The 18,960-nt window shown below is 55.8% G+C and carries 13 protein-coding genes; 10 read left to right on the top strand and 3 right to left on the bottom strand.

Annotated elements, in window-relative coordinates; translation table 11 throughout:
- Nucleotides 1-21 precede the first annotated feature (21 nt).
- Genes thiB through thiQ form a run of 3 tightly spaced genes read left to right on the top strand, consistent with a single transcriptional unit; the run spans nt 22 to nt 3,303 of the window.
- A complete protein-coding gene (thiB, locus tag SOM82_RS03535) occupies nt 22-1,005 on the top strand; it encodes a thiamine ABC transporter substrate binding subunit (RefSeq protein ID WP_320460342.1) in 984 nt (327 codons plus the stop codon).
- Complete coding sequence (gene thiP / locus SOM82_RS03530) at nt 981-2,591, top strand: thiamine/thiamine pyrophosphate ABC transporter permease ThiP (protein ID WP_320460343.1); 1,611 nt, start codon at nt 981-983, stop codon at nt 2,589-2,591. The genes thiB and thiP overlap by 25 nt, the downstream gene beginning before the upstream one ends.
- On the top strand, nt 2,575-3,303 hold the full coding sequence (gene thiQ / locus SOM82_RS03525) for a thiamine ABC transporter ATP-binding protein ThiQ (RefSeq protein WP_320460344.1): 729 nt from the start codon (nt 2,575-2,577) through the stop codon (nt 3,301-3,303). Before thiP ends, thiQ begins: the two co-directional genes overlap by 17 nt.
- 15 nt (nt 3,304-3,318) lie before the next feature.
- Here thiQ and SOM82_RS03520 read toward each other — a convergent pair whose 3' ends face one another.
- Together SOM82_RS03520 and araC are read right to left on the bottom strand one after the other, a co-directional pair.
- Nucleotides 3,319-4,086, bottom strand: a complete 768-nt coding sequence (locus SOM82_RS03520) for a DedA family protein (RefSeq protein ID WP_154127173.1) — start codon at nt 4,084-4,086, stop codon at nt 3,319-3,321.
- Nucleotides 4,087-4,214: 128 nt separating this feature from the next.
- Nucleotides 4,215-5,057 (bottom strand): arabinose operon transcriptional regulator AraC, encoded by an 843-nt coding sequence (gene araC, locus SOM82_RS03515; RefSeq protein ID WP_154127172.1) that lies wholly within the window; start codon nt 5,055-5,057, stop codon nt 4,215-4,217.
- A 337-nt stretch (nt 5,058-5,394) separates the two neighbouring features.
- Between araC and araB the strand changes: the two genes are divergently transcribed.
- The 6 genes from araB to rluA all read left to right on the top strand — a co-directional run bounded on the left by araB (nt 5,395) and on the right by rluA (nt 15,508).
- Nucleotides 5,395-7,104 carry a ribulokinase gene (gene araB, locus SOM82_RS03510; protein ID WP_320460345.1) on the top strand — a complete coding sequence of 570 codons (1,710 nt, stop codon included), beginning with the start codon at nt 5,395-5,397 and terminating at the stop codon, nt 7,102-7,104.
- Nucleotides 7,105-7,115: 11 nt separating this feature from the next.
- Nucleotides 7,116-8,618: an L-arabinose isomerase gene (araA, locus tag SOM82_RS03505; RefSeq protein WP_154127170.1), complete on the top strand. Its 1,503-nt coding sequence runs from the start codon at nt 7,116-7,118 to the stop codon at nt 8,616-8,618.
- A 53-nt stretch (nt 8,619-8,671) separates the two neighbouring features.
- Complete coding sequence (gene araD, locus SOM82_RS03500) at nt 8,672-9,367, top strand: L-ribulose-5-phosphate 4-epimerase (RefSeq protein ID WP_320460346.1); 696 nt, start codon at nt 8,672-8,674, stop codon at nt 9,365-9,367.
- Between the two features lie 75 nt (nt 9,368-9,442).
- A complete protein-coding gene (gene polB, locus SOM82_RS03495) occupies nt 9,443-11,800 on the top strand; it encodes a DNA polymerase II (RefSeq protein ID WP_320460347.1) in 2,358 nt (785 codons plus the stop codon).
- A 129-nt stretch (nt 11,801-11,929) separates the two neighbouring features.
- Complete coding sequence (rapA, locus tag SOM82_RS03490; RefSeq protein ID WP_320460348.1) at nt 11,930-14,836, top strand: RNA polymerase-associated protein RapA; 2,907 nt, start codon at nt 11,930-11,932, stop codon at nt 14,834-14,836.
- 12 nt (nt 14,837-14,848) lie between these two features.
- Nucleotides 14,849-15,508 carry a bifunctional tRNA pseudouridine(32) synthase/23S rRNA pseudouridine(746) synthase RluA gene (gene rluA / locus SOM82_RS03485; RefSeq protein WP_320460349.1) on the top strand — a complete coding sequence of 220 codons (660 nt, stop codon included), beginning with the start codon at nt 14,849-14,851 and terminating at the stop codon, nt 15,506-15,508.
- 30 nt (nt 15,509-15,538) lie between these two features.
- Here rluA and djlA read toward each other — a convergent pair whose 3' ends face one another.
- A complete protein-coding gene (djlA, locus tag SOM82_RS03480) occupies nt 15,539-16,357 on the bottom strand; it encodes a co-chaperone DjlA (protein WP_154127166.1) in 819 nt (272 codons plus the stop codon).
- A gap of 240 nt (nt 16,358-16,597) precedes the next feature.
- Here djlA and lptD point away from each other — a divergent pair, with 240 nt between their 5' ends.
- Nucleotides 16,598-18,943: an LPS assembly protein LptD gene (lptD, locus tag SOM82_RS03475; RefSeq protein ID WP_320460350.1), complete on the top strand. Its 2,346-nt coding sequence runs from the start codon at nt 16,598-16,600 to the stop codon at nt 18,941-18,943.
- Nucleotides 18,944-18,960: the final 17 nt, after the last annotated feature.

Here is an 18,960-nt window from a genome sequence, read left to right as displayed (position 1 = left end):
CACTCAACTTTGAGGTGCAAAGTGTTAAAAAAAGTTCTCCCCCTACTGGCGCTCTTCGCGCTGCCTGCTTTTGCCAGGCCTGTTTTAACGGTCTACACCTACGACTCCTTCGCCGCTGACTGGGGCCCTGGCCCGGTGGTCAAAAAAGCCTTTGAAGCCGACTGCAACTGTGAGCTGAAGTTTGTGGCGCTGGAAGATGGCGTTTCGCTGCTCAATCGCCTGCGTATGGAAGGCAAAAACAGCAAGGCGGACGTGGTGCTCGGTCTGGATAACAACCTGCTGGAAGCCGCTTCACAAACAAAACTGTTCGCCAAAAGCGGCATAGCCAGCGATGCAGTGACAGTGCCTGGCGGCTGGAAAAATGACACCTTTGTGCCGTTTGATTACGGCTACTTCGCTTTCGTCTACGACAAAAATAAGCTGAAGAATCCACCGAAAAGTCTGAAAGAGCTGGTCGAGAGCGATCAGAAATGGCGCGTGATTTATCAGGATCCGCGTACCAGTACACCGGGCCTGGGTCTGCTGCTGTGGATGCAAAAAGTCTATGGCGACAAAGCACCGGAAGCCTGGCAGAAACTGGCTGCCAAAACCGTTACCGTCACCAAAGGCTGGAGCGAGGCCTACGGCCTGTTCCTGAAAGGCGAAAGCGATCTGGTGCTCAGCTACACCACCTCCCCGGCCTATCACGTTATCGAAGAGAAAAAGGATAACTACGCCGCTGCCAGCTTTACCGAAGGCCACTATCTGCAGGTGGAAGTTGCCGCGCGTACCGCCGCCAGCAAGCAGCCGGAGCTGGCCGAGAAATTCCTGAAATTTATGGTCTCTCCCGCTTTCCAGAATGCCATTCCGACCGGCAACTGGATGTATCCGGTAACCGATGTGACGCTGCCTGCGGGCTTTGAGCAGCTCGCCAAACCGCAAACTACGCTGGAGTTCACGCCACAGCAGGTCTCCTCTCAGCGCAGCGCATGGATTAGCGAATGGCAACGCGCCGTCAGCCGCTAATCCCCGGCTGGCTGATACCCGGACTGACTGCCGCCATCCTGATGGTGGCGGTGAGTCTGGGGGCTTTTCTGGCGCTATGGTTCAACGCGCCAGAAAGCGACACTGCCGCGCTCTGGCATGACAGCTATCTCTGGCACGTGGTGCGGTTCTCCTTCTGGCAGGCTTTTCTCTCTGCCCTGCTCTCTGTTATTCCGGCGATCTTTTTGGCACGGGCGCTCTATCGCCGCCGCTTCCCCGGAAGACAAGCGCTGCTGCGCCTGTGCGCGATGACACTGATCCTGCCGGTGCTGGTTGCCGTCTTTGGGATCCTGAGCGTTTACGGTCGGCAGGGATGGATCGCTGCGCTGTTAAATAGCGTTGGCATCGAATGGACTTTTTCCCCCTATGGCCTGCAGGGCATTCTGCTGGCTCACGTCTTTTTCAATATGCCGATGGCGACGCGGCTGTTCTTACAGGCGCTGGAAAATATCCCCGGCGAGCAGCGCCAGCTGGCCGCTCAACTCGACATGCGCGGCTGGCCGTTTTTCCGCTTTGTCGAATGGCCCTGGCTGCGCCGACAGATCCCTCCCGTGGCCGCCCTGATTTTCATGCTCTGCTTCGCCAGCTTTGCCACCGTGCTTTCGCTGGGCGGCGGGCCGCAGGCCACCACCATTGAACTGGCGATTTATCAGGCGCTAAGCTATGACTATGATCCGGGCCGCGCGGCGCTGCTGGCGATGATCCAGATGTTCTGCTGTCTGGGGCTGGTGCTGCTCAGTCAGCGCCTGAGCAAAGCCATTGCGGTGGGAAGCCATCAGATCAACGGCTGGCGCGATCCGCAGGATCGCCTGCGCAGTCGGCTGGGGGATTTCACGCTTATCCTGCTCGCTCTTTCGCTGTTGCTGCCGCCGCTGCTGGCAGTCGTCGTAGATGGCCTTAACCTGAATCTGCTCTCCGTCTTGCAACAGCCGGTGCTGTGGCAGGCGCTGTGGACATCGCTGCGTATCGCGCTGGGCGCCGGGTTGCTGTGTGTCTTGTTGACCATGATGTTGCTGTGGAGCAGCCGCGAGCTGTACGCACGGCAGTTAAAACTGAGCGGGCAGGCGCTGGAACTAAGCGGAATGCTGATCCTGGCGATGCCGGGTATTGTACTGGCGACCGGTTTCTTTTTGCTGTTCAACAGCACTATCGGCTTGCCCGAGAACGCCGACGGTATCGTGATTTTCACCAACGCGCTGATGGCAATTCCTTACGCGCTCAAAGTGCTCGAAAATCCGATGCGCGATCTGAGCGCGCGCTACAGCCTGCTCTGCCAGTCGCTGGGAATGAATGGCTGGCAGCGGCTAACCGTGGTGGAACTGCGTGCGCTACGACGTCCGCTGGCACAGGCGCTGGCTTTTGCCAGCGTTTTGTCGATTGGCGATTTCGGCGTGGTGGCGCTGTTTGGGAACGACGATTTCCGCACGTTGCCCTTCTGGCTCTATCAGCAAATTGGATCCTATCGCAGTCAGGATGGCGCCGTGACGGCTCTTTTACTCCTGCTGCTGTGCTTTACCCTATTTACCGTTATCGAGAAAATTCCGGGGCGTGATGCTAAAACTGACTGATATAACCTGGCTTTACCAGCATTTGCCGATGCGCTTTACTCTGTCCGCCCAACAGGGGGAGATGATAGCCATCCTCGGCCCCAGCGGAGCGGGGAAAAGCACCTTGCTCAATCTCATTGCAGGTTTTCTGCCTCCGGCGAAAGGTGAGATGACGATCAACGGTGAGGATCATACCCACACGCCGCCCTCGCAGCGCCCGGTGTCGATGCTGTTTCAGGAAAACAATCTGTTTACCCATCTGACGGTCCGGCAGAATATTGGCCTGGGGCTCGATCCGGGACTCAAACTGACAGCCGCGCAGCGCCAGAAACTCGACGCCATTGCGCAGCAAATGGGATTGACGGATTTTAGCGATCGCCTGCCCGGCGAGCTTTCTGGCGGACAGCGCCAGCGCGTCGCTCTGGCGCGTTGTCTGGTGCGCGAACAGCCGATTTTACTCCTCGACGAGCCATTCTCCGCGCTCGACCCCGCGCTGCGTCAGGAGATGCTGCTGTTGGTGAAGGACGTTTGCGAGCAGAAGCAACTCACCATGCTGATGGTGTCACATAGCGTGGAAGATGCCGCCAGAATCGCGGCGCGATCGGTCGTTATCGCCGACGGGCGCATCGCCTGGGACGGCGACACGCAGGAGCTGGTCAGCGGGAGGGCCAGTGCATCCGGGTTACTGGGGATTACGCGCAATACGAGCGCGGACGGCCCCCTCTCTCTTTAGGGAGAGGGAATCCCCCTACCGGCTCACCACTTTCAGCAAAATCTCGCCATACACCGGCATCAGCGGATGTCGTATCAGCACAACCAAAGCCACCACCGCCATCCCAAGCAGGACGGGGGCCAGCCACATCAGGCGAGCGCGCGGTAAATAATGGGTGATCCGATCCGTTCCCGCTTTCGCACTTCGCCACAAGCGCCAGCACAGCCAGACGGCCACCCACAGCAGCAGCGCCGTCGCCAGCAACAGCCATTTGAAATGGCCGCTTTGCGCATCAGCAGGAATATCAATCGCCGCACCGGCCAGAATGCCGGGCAGGAAGTAGAACGGCGGCCAGAAGACGCAGCCGATGATATTGGGCAGAATAAACTTTGAAACGGGCAGATCCAGCATCCCGGCAACCATCGGCACCAGCGGACGCGTCGGACCGACAAAGCGCCCGACCAGAATGGTGAACATACTGTGCTGATGCAGCGCATGCTCTGTTTTATCGAGCAACGCTTTGTTCTTTTTCATGAACGACCAGCGATGCAGCGGCTTTTTAAAACGCCAACCGAGCCAGAAAGAGATCCAGTCTCCCAGCAAACAGCCGACGATCCCCGCCAGCCACGCCTGCCAGAAGTTAACTTCTCCGCTACCAATCAGCGCGCCGAGGCCCGCCATCATGACCGTACCGGGTAAAATCAGCCCCACCAGCGCCAGCGATTCAAGAAAAGCCACCAGTGCCACAGCAATCAGCGAATACATAACGGACTGAGTAATAAAATGTTCCAGCAATGCCTGCATAACGATTCCGGTCAGATAACGAAGCAGCGATTCTGCGAAGAGCTTCCTGTCACGTCAAGACAACAATTGTCTGAATAGTTTACTGGCTGCGGCTGGACTTCACCTGTTTGTTTCGGATTTTTTACTGTTTATTCACATCCGGCGCGAAATTCGCTGGGACTGGCCCCGGTACATTTTTTAAAGACTCGCGAGAAGTAGAGCTGATCTTCAAACCCCACGTTACGGCCCACGGTGGCGATCGGCATTCGCGTGGTGCTCAACAGCAGTTTAGCCTGACTGATGCGCTGATCCTCGCGCCAGCTCAGCACGCTCACGCCAAGCTGCTGGCGGAAAAGGTGCGAAAGGCGCGATGGCGACAGGCAGACGTGCTGAGCGACTCCCGCAATATCAAACTGACTGTCCGCCAGATGATCGCTGATGTACTGACAGGCATCGCGCACGCGGTTATCCAACGGTGGATTTAGCGACGCGTTGATCGCCTCCATTCGTCGCAACAGCAACTGTTCGAGTAGATTAATGGCCAGCAGTTCGGCGTAACGCCCTCCGGCCTGAGCATCAATGATCTGGGCAAAAAGCTCACGAAACTGCGCCTGATGCGCCTCGTCAGGACGATAAAAACCGGTGTGTGCAAAAATCGCCGGCCAGGCCAGCCACTCCTGCCAGTAAGCGCGCGGACGGAAATAGACCCACTGGTGATACCACTCTTTTGCATCCGGATGCCGCCCGTAGTGATGAATCTCACCGGGCGGGAACAGCAGAATATCGCCCGGACGACAGACAAATTGCCGATCGTTATTTTTGATTATCCCTTCGCCACGCACGGTGATATTCAGAATGTAGCCCTTCATCCCCAGCGGTCTATCAACAAAAAAGTCGAGATACCCATCGGCTTCGATGGGAGTCAATCCCGCCACCAGGTGAGCGTTAAAAGAGTAGCCCGGTAACAAGGGATCGTTTTGTGTTTCGGCCATAAAATGATGACTCCCGACGGTCAGGTAGGAAACAAATTGTCCATATCAGTAAAAGCCGTCTAAAAACGGGTTATCCCAATAACCAAATCGTCTTCCCTGTCTGTTCATTCCGCTTTAATTCGGCCTTCACCCTTTATTTATCCGCCACTTCAGGTGATTCGGCAGTAACAAAAGTGTCTATAACTACGGCAGAAATGTCCACATTGAATATTTGCACAGCGTCACACTTTCCACCTCAACAGCAATTTAATCCATAAGATTAGCGGATCCTGCCTGACGATTTTCGCCCCCAATCTCTAATGTTCATTCATACCTGTTTTTTGACGGAGCAAGATAAATGGCAATTGCGATTGGCCTCGATTTTGGCAGTGACTCGGTACGCGCCCTGGCGGTGGAATGTCGTACGGGTCAGGAGATAGCAACCAGCGTTGAGTGGTATCCGCGCTGGCAAGAGGGGCGTTACTGTGATGCGCCAAACAACCAGTTTCGCCACCACCCGCGCGATTACATCGAATCAATGGAAGCGGCGCTCAAAACCGTTCTGGCGGAACTGAGCAACGAGCAGCGCGCTCAGATCGTCGGGATTGGCGTGGATAGCACCGGATCAACCCCTGCGCCAGTGGATGCTGACGGTCACATTCTGGCGCTGCGTCCTGAATTTGCCGACAACCCGAACGCCATGTTCGTGCTGTGGAAAGACCATACCGCCGTTGAAGAAGCTGAAGCTATCACCCGTTTGTGCCATCAGCCCGGCAAGGCGGACTACTCCCGCTATATTGGCGGCATTTATTCCAGCGAATGGTTCTGGGCGAAGATATTACATGTCACTCGCGCCGATCGCGCCGTGGCACAGGCGGCGGTCTCGTGGATCGAGCTGTGCGATTGGGTCCCCGCTCTGCTTTCAGACACCACTCGCCCACAGGATATTCGCCGTGGGCGCTGCAGTGCCGGACATAAATCACTGTGGCACGAAAGCTGGGGCGGACTCCCGCCGGCAACCTTCTTCGATGAACTCGATCCGATCATCAATCAAAATCTGCACTACCCGCTGTTTACCGATACCTGGACCGCCGATATCCCGGTGGGAACGCTGAGCGAAGAGTGGGCGCAGCGCCTGGGCCTGACGCAGAACGTCACGATTTCTGGCGGCGCGTTTGACTGCCATATGGGGGCCGTCGGCGCGGGGGCACAGCCCAATACGCTGGTGAAAGTAATTGGCACTTCCACTTGCGACATTCTGACCGCGGATAAAGCCACCGTCGGCGATCGCGCCGTGAAGGGGATTTGCGGCCAGGTGGATGGCAGCGTGGTGCCTGATTTTATCGGTCTGGAGGCCGGACAATCGGCCTTTGGCGATATCTACGCCTGGTTTGGACGTGTGCTCGGCTGGCCGCTTGATCGGCTGGCAGAAACGCATCCGGAGCTGAAAGCGCAGATCGATGCCAGCAAAAAACAGCTGCTGCCTCAGCTCACGGAAGCGTGGGCGAAAAACCCGTCACTCGACCATCTTCCGGTGGTACTCGACTGGTTCAACGGACGCCGTACGCCGTTTGCTAACCAGCGCCTGAAAGGCGTGATTACCGATCTCAACCTGGCAACCGATGCGCCTGCGCTGTTTGGCGGCCTGATTGCGGCCACCGCCTTTGGTGCGCGCGCCATCATGGAGTGCTTCACCGAACAGGGTATTGCGGTTAACGAGGTGATGGCGCTGGGCGGTATCGCACGTAAGAACCCGGTCATTATGCAGGCCTGCTGCGATGTACTGAACCGTCCGCTGCAAATTGTCGCCTCCGACCAGTGCTGCGCCCTGGGTGCTGCCATTTTCGCGGCCGTTGCCGCAGGCATCCACGCAGATATTCCAGCCGCACAGCAACATATGGCAAGCGCCGTAGAAAGCACGCTCCAGCCGCGCCCTCAGCAGGCACAACGCTTTGAACAGCTTTATCAGCGCTACCTGCAATGGTCGAAAAGCGCCGAGCAACATTATCTCCCTGTCGCCACCCCGGCTAAAAACACCGCGGAAAAACCGGCAACCCTGACTCATTAAGGACACGATAAATGACCATTTTTAATAATTATGAAGTGTGGTTTGTGATTGGCAGCCAGCATCTGTATGGACCGGAAGCGTTGCAGCAGGTGACTAAACACGCTGAACATGTCGTCAACGCGCTCAATGCGGAAGCCAAACTGCCGTGTAAGCTGGTGCTGAAACCCCTCGGCACGACGCCAGACGAGATCACCCACATCTGCCGTGATGCCAACTACGATGACAAATGCGCGGGAATGGTGGTGTGGCTGCATACCTTCTCCCCGGCAAAAATGTGGATCAACGGCCTGACCATCCTGAATAAACCGCTGCTGCAATTCCACACTCAGTTCAACGCTTCCCTGCCGTGGGACAGCATTGATATGGACTTTATGAACCTGAACCAGACCGCGCACGGCGGCCGCGAATTTGGCTTTATCGGCGCCCGCATGCGCCAGCAGCACGGTGTGGTGACTGGCCACTGGCAGGATCAACATGCGCAGCAGCGCATCGGATCATGGATGCGCCAGGCGGTGTCGAAACAGGATACTCGCCATCTTAAAGTGGTTCGTTTTGGCGATAACATGCGCGAAGTGGCCGTCACTGACGGCGATAAAGTGGCCGCGCAGATTAAATTTGGCTTCTCAGTCAATACCTGGGCCGTGGGTGATTTGGTGCAGGTGGTCAATGAGATTAGCGACGGTGATGTCAGCGCGCTGGTCGACGAGTACGAAAGCAGCTATCGCTTGACCGCAGCGGCGCAGATCAACGGCGATAAGCGGCAAAACGTGCTGGATGCGGCGCGGATCGAACTGGGTATGAAGCGCTTCCTGGAACAGGGCGGATTCCATGCCTTCACCACGACTTTTGAAGACCTGCACGGCCTGAAACAACTGCCAGGCCTGGCGGTGCAACGTCTGATGCAGCAAGGCTACGGCTTTGCGGGCGAAGGCGACTGGAAAACCGCCGCCCTGCTTCGCATCATGAAGGTGATGTCGACCGGTCTACAGGGCGGCACCTCATTTATGGAGGATTACACCTATCACTTCGAGAACGGCAACGATCTGGTGCTCGGCTCGCATATGCTGGAAGTGTGTCCTTCGATCGCCGTCGAAGAGAAACCGATCCTCGATGTGCAATACCTCGGCATTGGTGGCAAAGCCGATCCGGCTCGCCTGATCTTCAACACCCGAACCGGCCCGGCCATTAATGCCAGCCTGATCGATCTGGGCGATCGTTTCCGCCTGCTGGTGAACTGCGTGGATGCCGTTGAAACCCCGCACTCTCTGCCGAAACTGCCGGTCGCAAACGCGCTGTGGAAAGCCCAGCCGGATCTGCCCACCGCCTCTGAAGCGTGGATCGTCGCCGGTGGCGCGCACCATACCGTCTTCAGCCACGCATTAGATCTTAACGACATGCGCCAGTTCGCCGAACTGCACGACATTGAACTGACCGTCATTGATAACGACACCCGCCTGCCCGCGTTCAAAGATGCGCTGCGCTGGAACGAAGTCTATTACGGTTCAAAACGTTAACAGGGGAACTTTGGGCCTGCTGCAGGGCGGGCCGCTTTTTCCTGGAGGAATGCATGTTAGAAGATCTTAAACGACAGGTGCTGGAGGCAAATCTGGCGCTGCCAAAGCACAATCTTGTGACTCTCACCTGGGGCAACGTCAGCGCCGTAGATCGTGAAAAAGGGGTGTTTGTGATCAAGCCTTCTGGCGTTGATTACACGGTAATGACCGCCGACGATATGGTGGTCGTCAATATTGCCACCGGCGAAGTGGTTGAGGGAAACAAAAAGCCCTCTTCCGATACGCCCACTCACCGTTTGCTGTATCAATCGTTCCCGACGATTGGCGGCATTGTGCATACCCACTCGCGCCACGCCACTATCTGGGCGCAAGCGGGACAGTCCATTCCGGCGACGGGTACGACCCACGCAGACTATTTTTACGGCTCCATTCCTTGTACCCGTAAAATGACCGATAGCGAAATTAACGGCGAGTATGAGTGGGAAACCGGCAACGTGATCGTTGAAACCTTTGCCCGACAAAACATTGATGCCGCGCAAATGCCCGGCGTGCTCGTTCATTCTCACGGCCCGTTTGCATGGGGTAAAAACGCCGAAGACGCGGTGCATAACGCCATTGTGCTGGAAGAGATCGCCTATATGGGGATTTTCTGTCGCCAGCTTGCGCCACAGCTTCCGGAGATGCAGCAAACATTGCTGGATAAACATTACCTGCGAAAACACGGTGCGAAGGCCTATTACGGGCAGTAAGGCTGTATATAAACCCAGCATCGAAAGCGAAACCAGGCTATAATCACGCCTGGTTTTGTTTGATGAGATTAACGTGTGGCGCAGGCGCAAGAAGGCTTTTTACTGACCCGACACTGGCGGGATACTCCGCAAGGTACGGAGGTTGAACTCTGGCTGGCGACGGACAATGGCCCGCTGAACGTCACGCTGTCGCCGCAGGAGTCAGTGGCCTTTATTCCTGAGCAACACGTCGAAAAAACCCGACAGCTTCTCAGCGGGGAAAATGGCTGGCGCCTCACCCCGCTGCAACTGAAAGATTTTCACCGCCAGCCAGTGTACGGTCTTTACTGTCGCGCCCATCGCCAGCTGATGCGCTATGAAAAGCTGCTACGCGAAGCGGGCATCACACTTTATGAAGCCGATATTCGCCCCCCGGAACGCTATCTGATGGAGCGGTTTATTACCGCCCCCGTATGGGTCGATGGCACTCAACGCGGAGACAGGCTGATCAACGCCCGCCTCAAGCCCAGTCCTCACTATCGCCCACCGCTGAAGTGGGTTTCGCTGGATATCGAAACCACCCGCCACGGCGAGTTGTACTGCATTGGCCTGGAGGGGTGCGGGCAACGAATCGTTTATATGCTTGGCCCGCCCAACGGCGACGCCACTGCGCTTGATTTCGATCTTGAGTACGTGAACAGCCGCCCTCAGCTGATCGAAAAGCTCAATCAGTGGTTTGCCCTTCACGATCCGGACGTTCTGATTGGCTGGAATGTCGTGCAGTTTGACCTGCGCGTGCTGCAAAAGCATGCCGAACGTTATCGTATTCCGCTGCTGCTTGGGCGCGGTAATAGCGAGCTGGAGTGGCGCGAGCACGGTTTTAAAAATGGGGTGTTCTTTGCTCAGGCGAATGGCCGGCTGATCGTAGACGGCATAGAGGCGCTGAAATCCGCGTTCTGGAACTTCTCTTCTTTTTCACTGGAAACGGTATCGCAAGAGCTGCTCGGAGAGGGAAAATCCATCGACAACCCCTGGGATCGCATGGACGAGATCGACCGGCGATTCAATGAGGATAAGCCCGCACTGGCCACCTATAACCTCAAAGATTGCGAGCTGGTGACGCGGATTTTCCATAAAACGGAGATCATGCCTTTCTTGCTGGAACGCGCTACCGTCAACGGTCTGGCGGTCGATCGCCACGGTGGATCGGTCGCCGCATTCGGTCATCTGTATATTCCGCGAATGCACCGTGCGGGATATGTCGCGCCTAATCTCGGAGAAGTGCCTCCGCAAGCCAGCCCTGGCGGGTATGTGATGGACTCCAGACCCGGGCTGTATGACTCGGTGCTGGTGCTGGATTATAAAAGCCTCTATCCGTCGATCATTCGCACTTTTCTGATCGATCCGGTCGGTCTGGTCGAGGGCATGGCCCATCCGGACGACATTCACAGTACAGAAGGGTTTCTGGGGGCGCGCTTTTCCCGCGAAAAACACTGTCTGCCGGAGATTGTCAGCCAAATCTGGCACGGACGCGATGAGGCTAAACGCCACGGCAATAAGCCGTTATCCCAGGCGCTGAAGATCATCATGAATGCCTTTTATGGCGTGCTCGGCACCAGCGCCTGCCGGTTCTTCGATCCGCGTCTCGCCTCGTCGATCACCATGCGCGGGCATGAAATCATGCGCCAGACCAAAGCGCTGGTGGAGTCGCAGGGTTATGAGGTCATCTACGGTGATACCGATTCAACGTTCGTCTGGCTAAAAGGCGCGCACAGCGAAGAGGACGCCGCGCAAATCGGCAAAAATCTGGTGGCGTTCGTCAACGACTGGTGGCGCAATCATTTGCAAAAAGAGCGCTTAACCAGTGCCTTAGAGCTGGAATTTGAGACCCATTTCAGCCGCTTTTTGATGCCCACCATTCGCGGTGCTGAACAGGGCAGCAAGAAACGCTATGCCGGATTAATTCAGGAAGGTGAGTCGCAGCGAATGGTCTTCAAAGGGCTTGAAACGGTGCGAACAGACTGGACGCCGCTGGCGCAACAGTTCCAGCAAGCTCTGTATCTGCGGGTGTTTCGTCACGAACCCTATCAGGAGTATGTGCGCGAAACGATCGCCAGCCTGCTGGCGGGCGAGCTGGACAGCCAGCTGGTCTATCGCAAGCGTCTGCGCCGACCGCTGGCAGAATATCAGCGCAATGTGCCTCCGCACGTCCGCGCCGCGCGGCTGGCGGATGACGAAAACGTCCGCCGTGGCCGGGCGCCACAGTACCAGAATAAAGGAACAATTAAGTATGTCTGGACCACCAGCGGCCCGGAACCGGTCGATTATCAGCACTCGCCGCTCGATTACGATCACTATCTGACCCGGCAGCTTATGCCGGTCGCCGATGGAATTTTACCGTTCCTCGACGATGATTTTGCTACACTCATGACAGGGCAACTGGGGCTATTTTGACGCGTGACGAAAACGCCGCCATCCAGTACCATAGCGCCCTTTCCATTCCCGGACCCATTTTTCGATGGCCGTCATTTTGCGACGGTGGTCGAACTATTGCCTGCAATTAAAGATTAGAGCCAAACAACTATGCCTTTTACACTTGGTCAACGCTGGATCAGCGATACGGAAAGCGAACTTGGATTAGGGACTGTGGTAGCGCTGGATGCGCGTATGGTTACCATCCTTTTCCCGGCCACCGGTGAAAACCGTCTGTACGCGCGCAATGACTCCCCTGTCACCCGCGTCATGTTTAACCCGGGCGACACCGTTACCAGCCATGAAGGCTGGCAGCTGAAGATTGAAGACGTAAAAGAAGAGAATGGAATACTCGCTTACATTGGCACCCGCGTGGATACCGACGAGACCAATGTCATGCTGCGCGAAGTGCTTCTCGACAGCCGACTGGTGTTCAGCAAGCCGCAGGACCGGCTGTTCGCCGGTCAGATTGACCGTATGGACCGCTTTGCGCTGCGCTATCGCGCTCGTAAATTCCAGAGCGAGCAGTATCGCATGCCGTGGAGCGGCCTGCGCGGTCAGCGCACCAGCCTGATCCCACATCAGCTGAACATCGCCCACGATGTCGGTCGCCGTCATGCGCCGCGCGTTCTGCTGGCCGATGAGGTGGGTTTAGGTAAAACCATCGAAGCGGGCATGATCCTGCACCAGCAGCTGCTCTCCGGTGCCGCCGAACGCGTGCTGATCGTGGTTCCGGAAACTCTGCAACACCAGTGGCTGGTTGAAATGTTGCGCCGCTTTAACCTGCGCTTCTCTCTGTTTGATGATGAGCGTTACGCCGAGGCCCAGCACGATGCGGATAACCCGTTCGAAACCGAACAGCTGGTGATCTGTTCCCTGGATTTTGTGCGCCGCAGCAAACAACGCCTTGAGCATCTGTGCGATGCCGAGTGGGATCTGATGGTCGTCGATGAAGCCCATCACCTGGTCTGGAGCGAAGATGCGCCGAGCCGTGAGTATATGGCAATCGAACAGCTGGCTGAACGCGTGCCAGGTATCCTGCTGCTGACCGCTACGCCGGAGCAGCTGGGTCTGGAAAGTCACTTTGCCCGCCTGCGTCTGCTCGATCCGAGCCGTTTCCACGATTTTGGCGTCTTCGTTGAAGAGCAACAAAATTATCGCCCGGTTGCTGATGCGGTCGCGCTTCTGCTGGCGGGCAAGCATCTGTCCAACGATGAACTCAACACTCTGAGCGAGCTGATTGGCGAGCAGGATATTGAGCCGCTGCTGCATGCCGCCAACAGCGACCGCGACGACGCAGAAACCGCGCGTCAGGAACTGGTCTCCATGCTGATGGACCGCCACGGCACCAGCCGCGTGTTGTTCCGAAACACCCGTAACGGCGTGAAAGGCTTCCCGAAACGCGAGCTGCACACCATCAAACTGCCGCTGCCGACGCAGTACCAAACTGCGATCAAAGTGTCCGGCATCATGGGCGCGCGCAAAAGTGCCGAAGAGCGCGCACGCGACATGCTCTATCCGGAACAAATTTACCAGGAATTTGAAGGTGATACCGGAACCTGGTGGAACTTCGATCCGCGCGTTGAGTGGCTGATGGGCTATCTGACCGCTCACCGCTCACAGAAAGTGCTCGTGATTTGCGCCAAAGCGGCCACCGCACTTCAGCTTGAACAGGTGCTTCGTGAGCGCGAAGGCATCCGTGCCGCCGTGTTCCACGAAGGCATGTCCATCATCGAGCGTGACCGCGCAGCGGCCTGGTTCGGGGAAGAAGACAGCGGTGCGCAGGTGCTCCTCTGCTCCGAAATTGGTTCTGAAGGGCGTAACTTCCAGTTCGCCAGCCAGCTGGTCATGTTCGATCTGCCGTTTAACCCGGATCTGCTGGAGCAGCGTATTGGTCGTCTGGACCGTATCGGCCAGGCGCACGATATTCAAATTCACGTTCCGTATCTGGAGAAAACCGCCCAGTCCGTGCTGGTGCGTTGGTTCCACGAAGGTCTGGATGCGTTTGAGCATACCTGCCCGACCGGACGCACCATTTACGATCAGGTGTATAGCGATTTGACCGCGTTCCTCGCCTCTCCGGAAGAGACCGAAGGTTTTGACGAGCTGATTAAATCCTGCCGTGAGCAGCACGAGGCGCTGAAACTGCAGCTTGAGCAAGGCCGCGACCGTCTGCTGGAGATCCACTCCAACGGCGGCGAGAAGGCACAGCAACTAGCCGAAAGCATTGAAGAACAGGATGATGACACCAGCCTTATCAGCTTCGCCATGAACCTGTTTGATATCGTCGGTATCAATCAGGACGATCGCGGTGAAAACATGATTGTCCTGACGCCGTCCGATCATATGCTGGTCCCGGACTTCCCTGGCCTGCCGGAAGATGGCTGCACGATCACCTTCGAGCGTGACGTTGCGCTGTCGCGTGAAGATGCGCAGTTCATTACCTGGGAACACCCGCTGATCCGTAACGGTCTGGATCTGATTTTGTCCGGCGATACCGGCAGCAGCACCATTTCGCTGTTGAAAAATAAAGCCCTGCCGGTCGGGACGTTGCTGCTGGAGTTGATCTACGTGGTTGAAGCGCAGGCGCCGAAACAGCTGCAGCTCAACCGCTTCCTGCCGGCAACACCGGTGCGTCTGATGCTGGATAAAAACGGCACCAATCTGGCGGCTCAGGTTGAGTTTGAAAGCTTTAACCGTCAGCTCAGCGCCGTTAACCGTCACACCGGTAGCAAGCTGGTGAATGCGGTGCAACAGGACGTTCATGCCATTTTGCAGCAGGGTGAAGCGCAGATTGAGAAAGCCGCGCGAGCACTTATCGACGCTGCGCGCAGCGAAGCTGACGAAAAACTCTCGGCAGAGCTGTCGCGTCTGGAAGCCCTCAGAGCGGTGAACCCAAACATTCGTGACGATGAGCTGGCTGCGATTGAGAGCAACCGTCAGCAGGTGCTGGAAAGCCTGGATCAGGCGAGCTGGCGACTGGACGCGTTGCGTCTGATTGTTGTCACGCATCAGTAAACGGAGCGCGACATGATCATGGAAACCTACAATCCGCCAATGGAACCCTGGCTGGTCATTCTGTATCAGGATGAACACATCATGGTGGTCAACAAGCCCAGCGGCTTGTTGTCCGTGCCGGGACGTCTGGAGGAGCACAAAGACAGCGTGATGACGCGCGTCCAGCGCGACTATCCGCAGGCTGAGTCCGTGCACCGTCTGGATATGGCAACCAGCGGTGTGATTGTGGTGGCCCTGACCAAGGCGGCTGAACGTGAGCTGAAGCGCCAGTTCCGCGAACGTGAACCGAAGAAACAGTACATCGCACGGATCTGGGGACACCCGGAAAAAGCAGAAGGTCTGGTGGATTTACCGCTGATTTGCGACTGGCCTAACCGCCCGAAGCAAAAGGTGTGTTATGAAACCGGCAAGGCGGCGCAGACCGAGTATGAAGTGCTGGAATACGCGACGGATAATACCGCGCGTATTCTGCTCAAGCCGATTACCGGTCGCTCGCACCAGCTGCGCGTGCATATGCAGGCGATGGGCCATCCGATTCTGGGAGATCGTTTCTACGCGACGCCAGAGGCCCTGGCAATGGCTCCACGCCTGCAGTTACACGCTCAGATGCTGACGATCACTCATCCGGAGTTTGGCAATCTGATGACGTTTAAAGCGCCAGCAGATTTTTAACGTAGTGCCCGGCGCTTGCCGGGCTTACGATTACTTAAAGCCCTTCTGCTCTTTAATCAGCTCGTAGGCTTTCTGGATTTCCTGCGCTTTCTGCTTCGCCATTTCCATCATTTCCGGCGGTAACCCTTTCGCGACCAGCTTATCCGGGTGATGTTCACTCATCAGCTTGCGATAGGCGCGTTTAATGGTGGTCGCATCGTCAGTGGGTTTCACACCTAAAACATTACAGGCATCTTCCAGCGTTGGCCCTCGCTGCGCCTGCTGCCATCCCCCGCCTGATGATTGCTGCTGTTGATAGCCACCGCCAAATTGCGCGCCACCCTGCATCATGCGCAGGAACTGATCGAACTGCATGCGGGAAATACCCAGCTCTTCTGCAATCACATACAGAACATCACGCTCATTAGGATGCAGTGAACCATCTGCGAACGCCGCCTGAATCTGGATTTCAAGAAACATCCTGATTAAATCAAAGCGTCCGAAGCAGATGCTACGAAACTGACGCATTTTTTCACGCAGGGGATAGTTATCCGCTTTGCCGATCCGAAATGCGTTTTGCGCAGCGACTCGCGACTCGCCGTGCAGGCTCATCCGATCCATAAAGACGCTGGCGATTTGGATATCCGCTTCAGTGACTCTCCCCTTGGATTTGGTTAAATGCCCCATGACTTCAAAGGTGGTGGAGAAAAAGAGCGCCTGACGCTCGCGCTGGTTGGCAAACCAGGCCATCTTGCGGCTGCGAGCTTTATCAAACATATGCCCGATAATGAGGCCCAGCACGATGCCCCAGAATCCAGCGCCCATCATTAATGCGAACGCGACGCCAATAATTTTACCCCAATACTGCATATACTCCCCGTATGGTCATGTTCCAGGTATCGACGTAACTCCATCATCACAGTGGTCGAGCCACGGTCATTTGAGGGACATCGCCTATAATTTGCATTATCATACTCGTCATTCGATAGCGAGCCTAACACTCTGACTCGCAAACGGGCAGGATTAACGCTGGCACTGCGCTGATGAGTAAGATAGTCTCTGACCGTTTGTAAGCCGTAGCCACTGATGACGGAACACTAAATACAACGTATGAAAAAACGTATCCCCACCCTCCTGGCCACCATGATCGGCGCGGCTCTGTATAGCCAACAGGGAATGGCCGCCGATCTTGCCTCGCAGTGTAAGCTTGGCATCCCAAGTTATAATCGCCCGCTGGTACAGGGCGATCCCAACAGCTTGCCTGTGACGATTACTGCTGACCAATCAAAAGGTAACTACCCTGATAACGCCACTTTTACGGGCAACGTCGATATCAACCAGGGTAATAGCCGTCTGCAGGCAGATGAAGTTCAGCTGCATCAGAAACAACCAGAGGGCGCGGCGGAGCCGGTTCGTACGGTCGATGCACTGGGCAATGTGCACTATGACGACAATCAGGTCATCCTGAAAGGTCCGAAAGGCTGGGCAAACCTGAATACTAAAGATACCAACGTCTGGGAAGGTGATTACCAGATGGTGGGTCGTCAGGGCCGCGGAAATGCGGATCTGATGAAACAGCGTGGCGAAAACCGCTATACCATCCTTGAGAATGGTTCATTCACCTCGTGCCTGCCGGGTTCCGATACCTGGAGCGTCGTTGGCAGCGAAGTGATCCATGACCGCGAAGAGCAGGTCGCTGAGATCTGGAATGCGCGTTTTAAACTCGGGCCAGTGCCTGTTTTCTACAGCCCTTACCTGCAGTTGCCGGTCGGTGATAAGCGCCGGTCAGGCTTCCTGATCCCGAATGCCAGATACAGCACCAGCAACTATTTTGAGTTCTACCTGCCGTATTACTGGAACATCGCGCCCAATATGGACGCCACAATTACCCCGCACTATATCCATAAGCGCGGGAACATCATGTGGGAAAACGAGTTCCGCTATCTGACCAAAGCAGGCACTGGCCTGATGGAGCTGGATTATCTGCCGTCGGATAAAGTGTTCCAGGATGAACATCAGTCAGAAGGCGATCGCCATCGCTGGCTATATTACTGGCAGCATGCTGGGGTGATGGACCAGGTATGGCGTTTTAACGTCAACTACACCAAGGTTAGCGATCCTTATTATTTCAGCGACTTCGATACCAAATATGGTTCAAGTACTGATGGCTATGCGACGCAGAAATTCAGCGTCGGTTATGCCATTCAGAACTTCAACGCCACAGTATCTACGAAGCAGTTCCAGGTTTTCAGCAATCAGACCCGCAGCACTTACGGTGCTGAACCGCAGCTGGACGTGAACTGGTATCAGAATGACGTCGGTCCGTTCGACACCCGAGTGTATGCCCAGGCCGTGCATTTCGTGAATACCAATTCGGATATGCCGGAAGCGACGCGTCTTCACATTGAGCCGACGATCGACCTGCCATGGTCGAATGACTGGGCAAGTCTGGATACCGAAGCCAAGCTGATGGCAACTCACTATCAGCAGAAAAATATTGAAAATTACAACACTGATAATGACGCCGATCTGAAAGATTCCGTTAACCGTACTCTCCCGCAGTTTAAGATGGACGGTAAACTCATTTTCGAACGCGATATGAATCTGGCGGAGGGGTATACCCAAACGCTGGAACCACGTATGCAGTACCTGTACGTCCCCTATCGCGACCAAAGCCATATCAATAACTACGACTCATCGTTGCTGCAATCTGACTATAGCGGCCTGTTCCGTGACCGTACCTATGGTGGTCTTGACCGCATTGCTTCAGCTAACCAGGTTACAACAGGGGTCACATCCCGTCTTTATGATGAAGCTTCCGTTGAACGTTTTAACGTTTCCGTTGGTCAAATCTACTACTTCACCGAATCTCGTACCGGTGATGACAACATCAACTGGGAAAAAGATAACAAAACGGGATCGCTGGTGTGGGCGGGTGATACCTACTGGCGCATGACCGATCGCTGGGGTCTGCGTGGTGGTCTCCAGTACGATACGCGCCTGAATAATGTCGCGACAAGCAGTAGTGCTCTCGAATACCGTCGTGATGAAAATCGGATGGTACAGTTGACCTATCGCTATGCCAGCCCGGAATATATTCAGGCGACATTACCGAGCTTCACCGCCGAGCAGTATAAAGAAGGCATCTCACAGGTGGGTGGAGCTGCAAGCTGGCCAATCGCCGATCGCTGGTCAATTGTGGGCGCCTATTACTTTGACACCAATACCAGCAAGCCAGCGGATCAGATGGTTGGCTTGCAATATAACTCCTGCTGTTACGCGCTTCGCGTTGGCTACGAGCGCAAACTTAACGGCTGGGATACCGATAACAATCAGAGCAAATACGATAAGGTCATTGGCTTTAATATCGAATTACGCGGCCTCAGCTCTAACTATGGACTGGGCACTCAGCAGATGCTGCGTTCGAATATTCTGCCGTACCGTAGTTCCTTGTAATGAGCTTGATTTACAAC

This window comes from Lelliottia sp. CFBP8978 (assembly GCF_034046055.2).
Classification (GTDB): Bacteria; Pseudomonadota; Gammaproteobacteria; order Enterobacterales; family Enterobacteriaceae; genus Enterobacter.
Note: the sequence above shows the minus strand (reverse complement) of the source record. Positions and strands in the feature narration are given on the sequence as shown.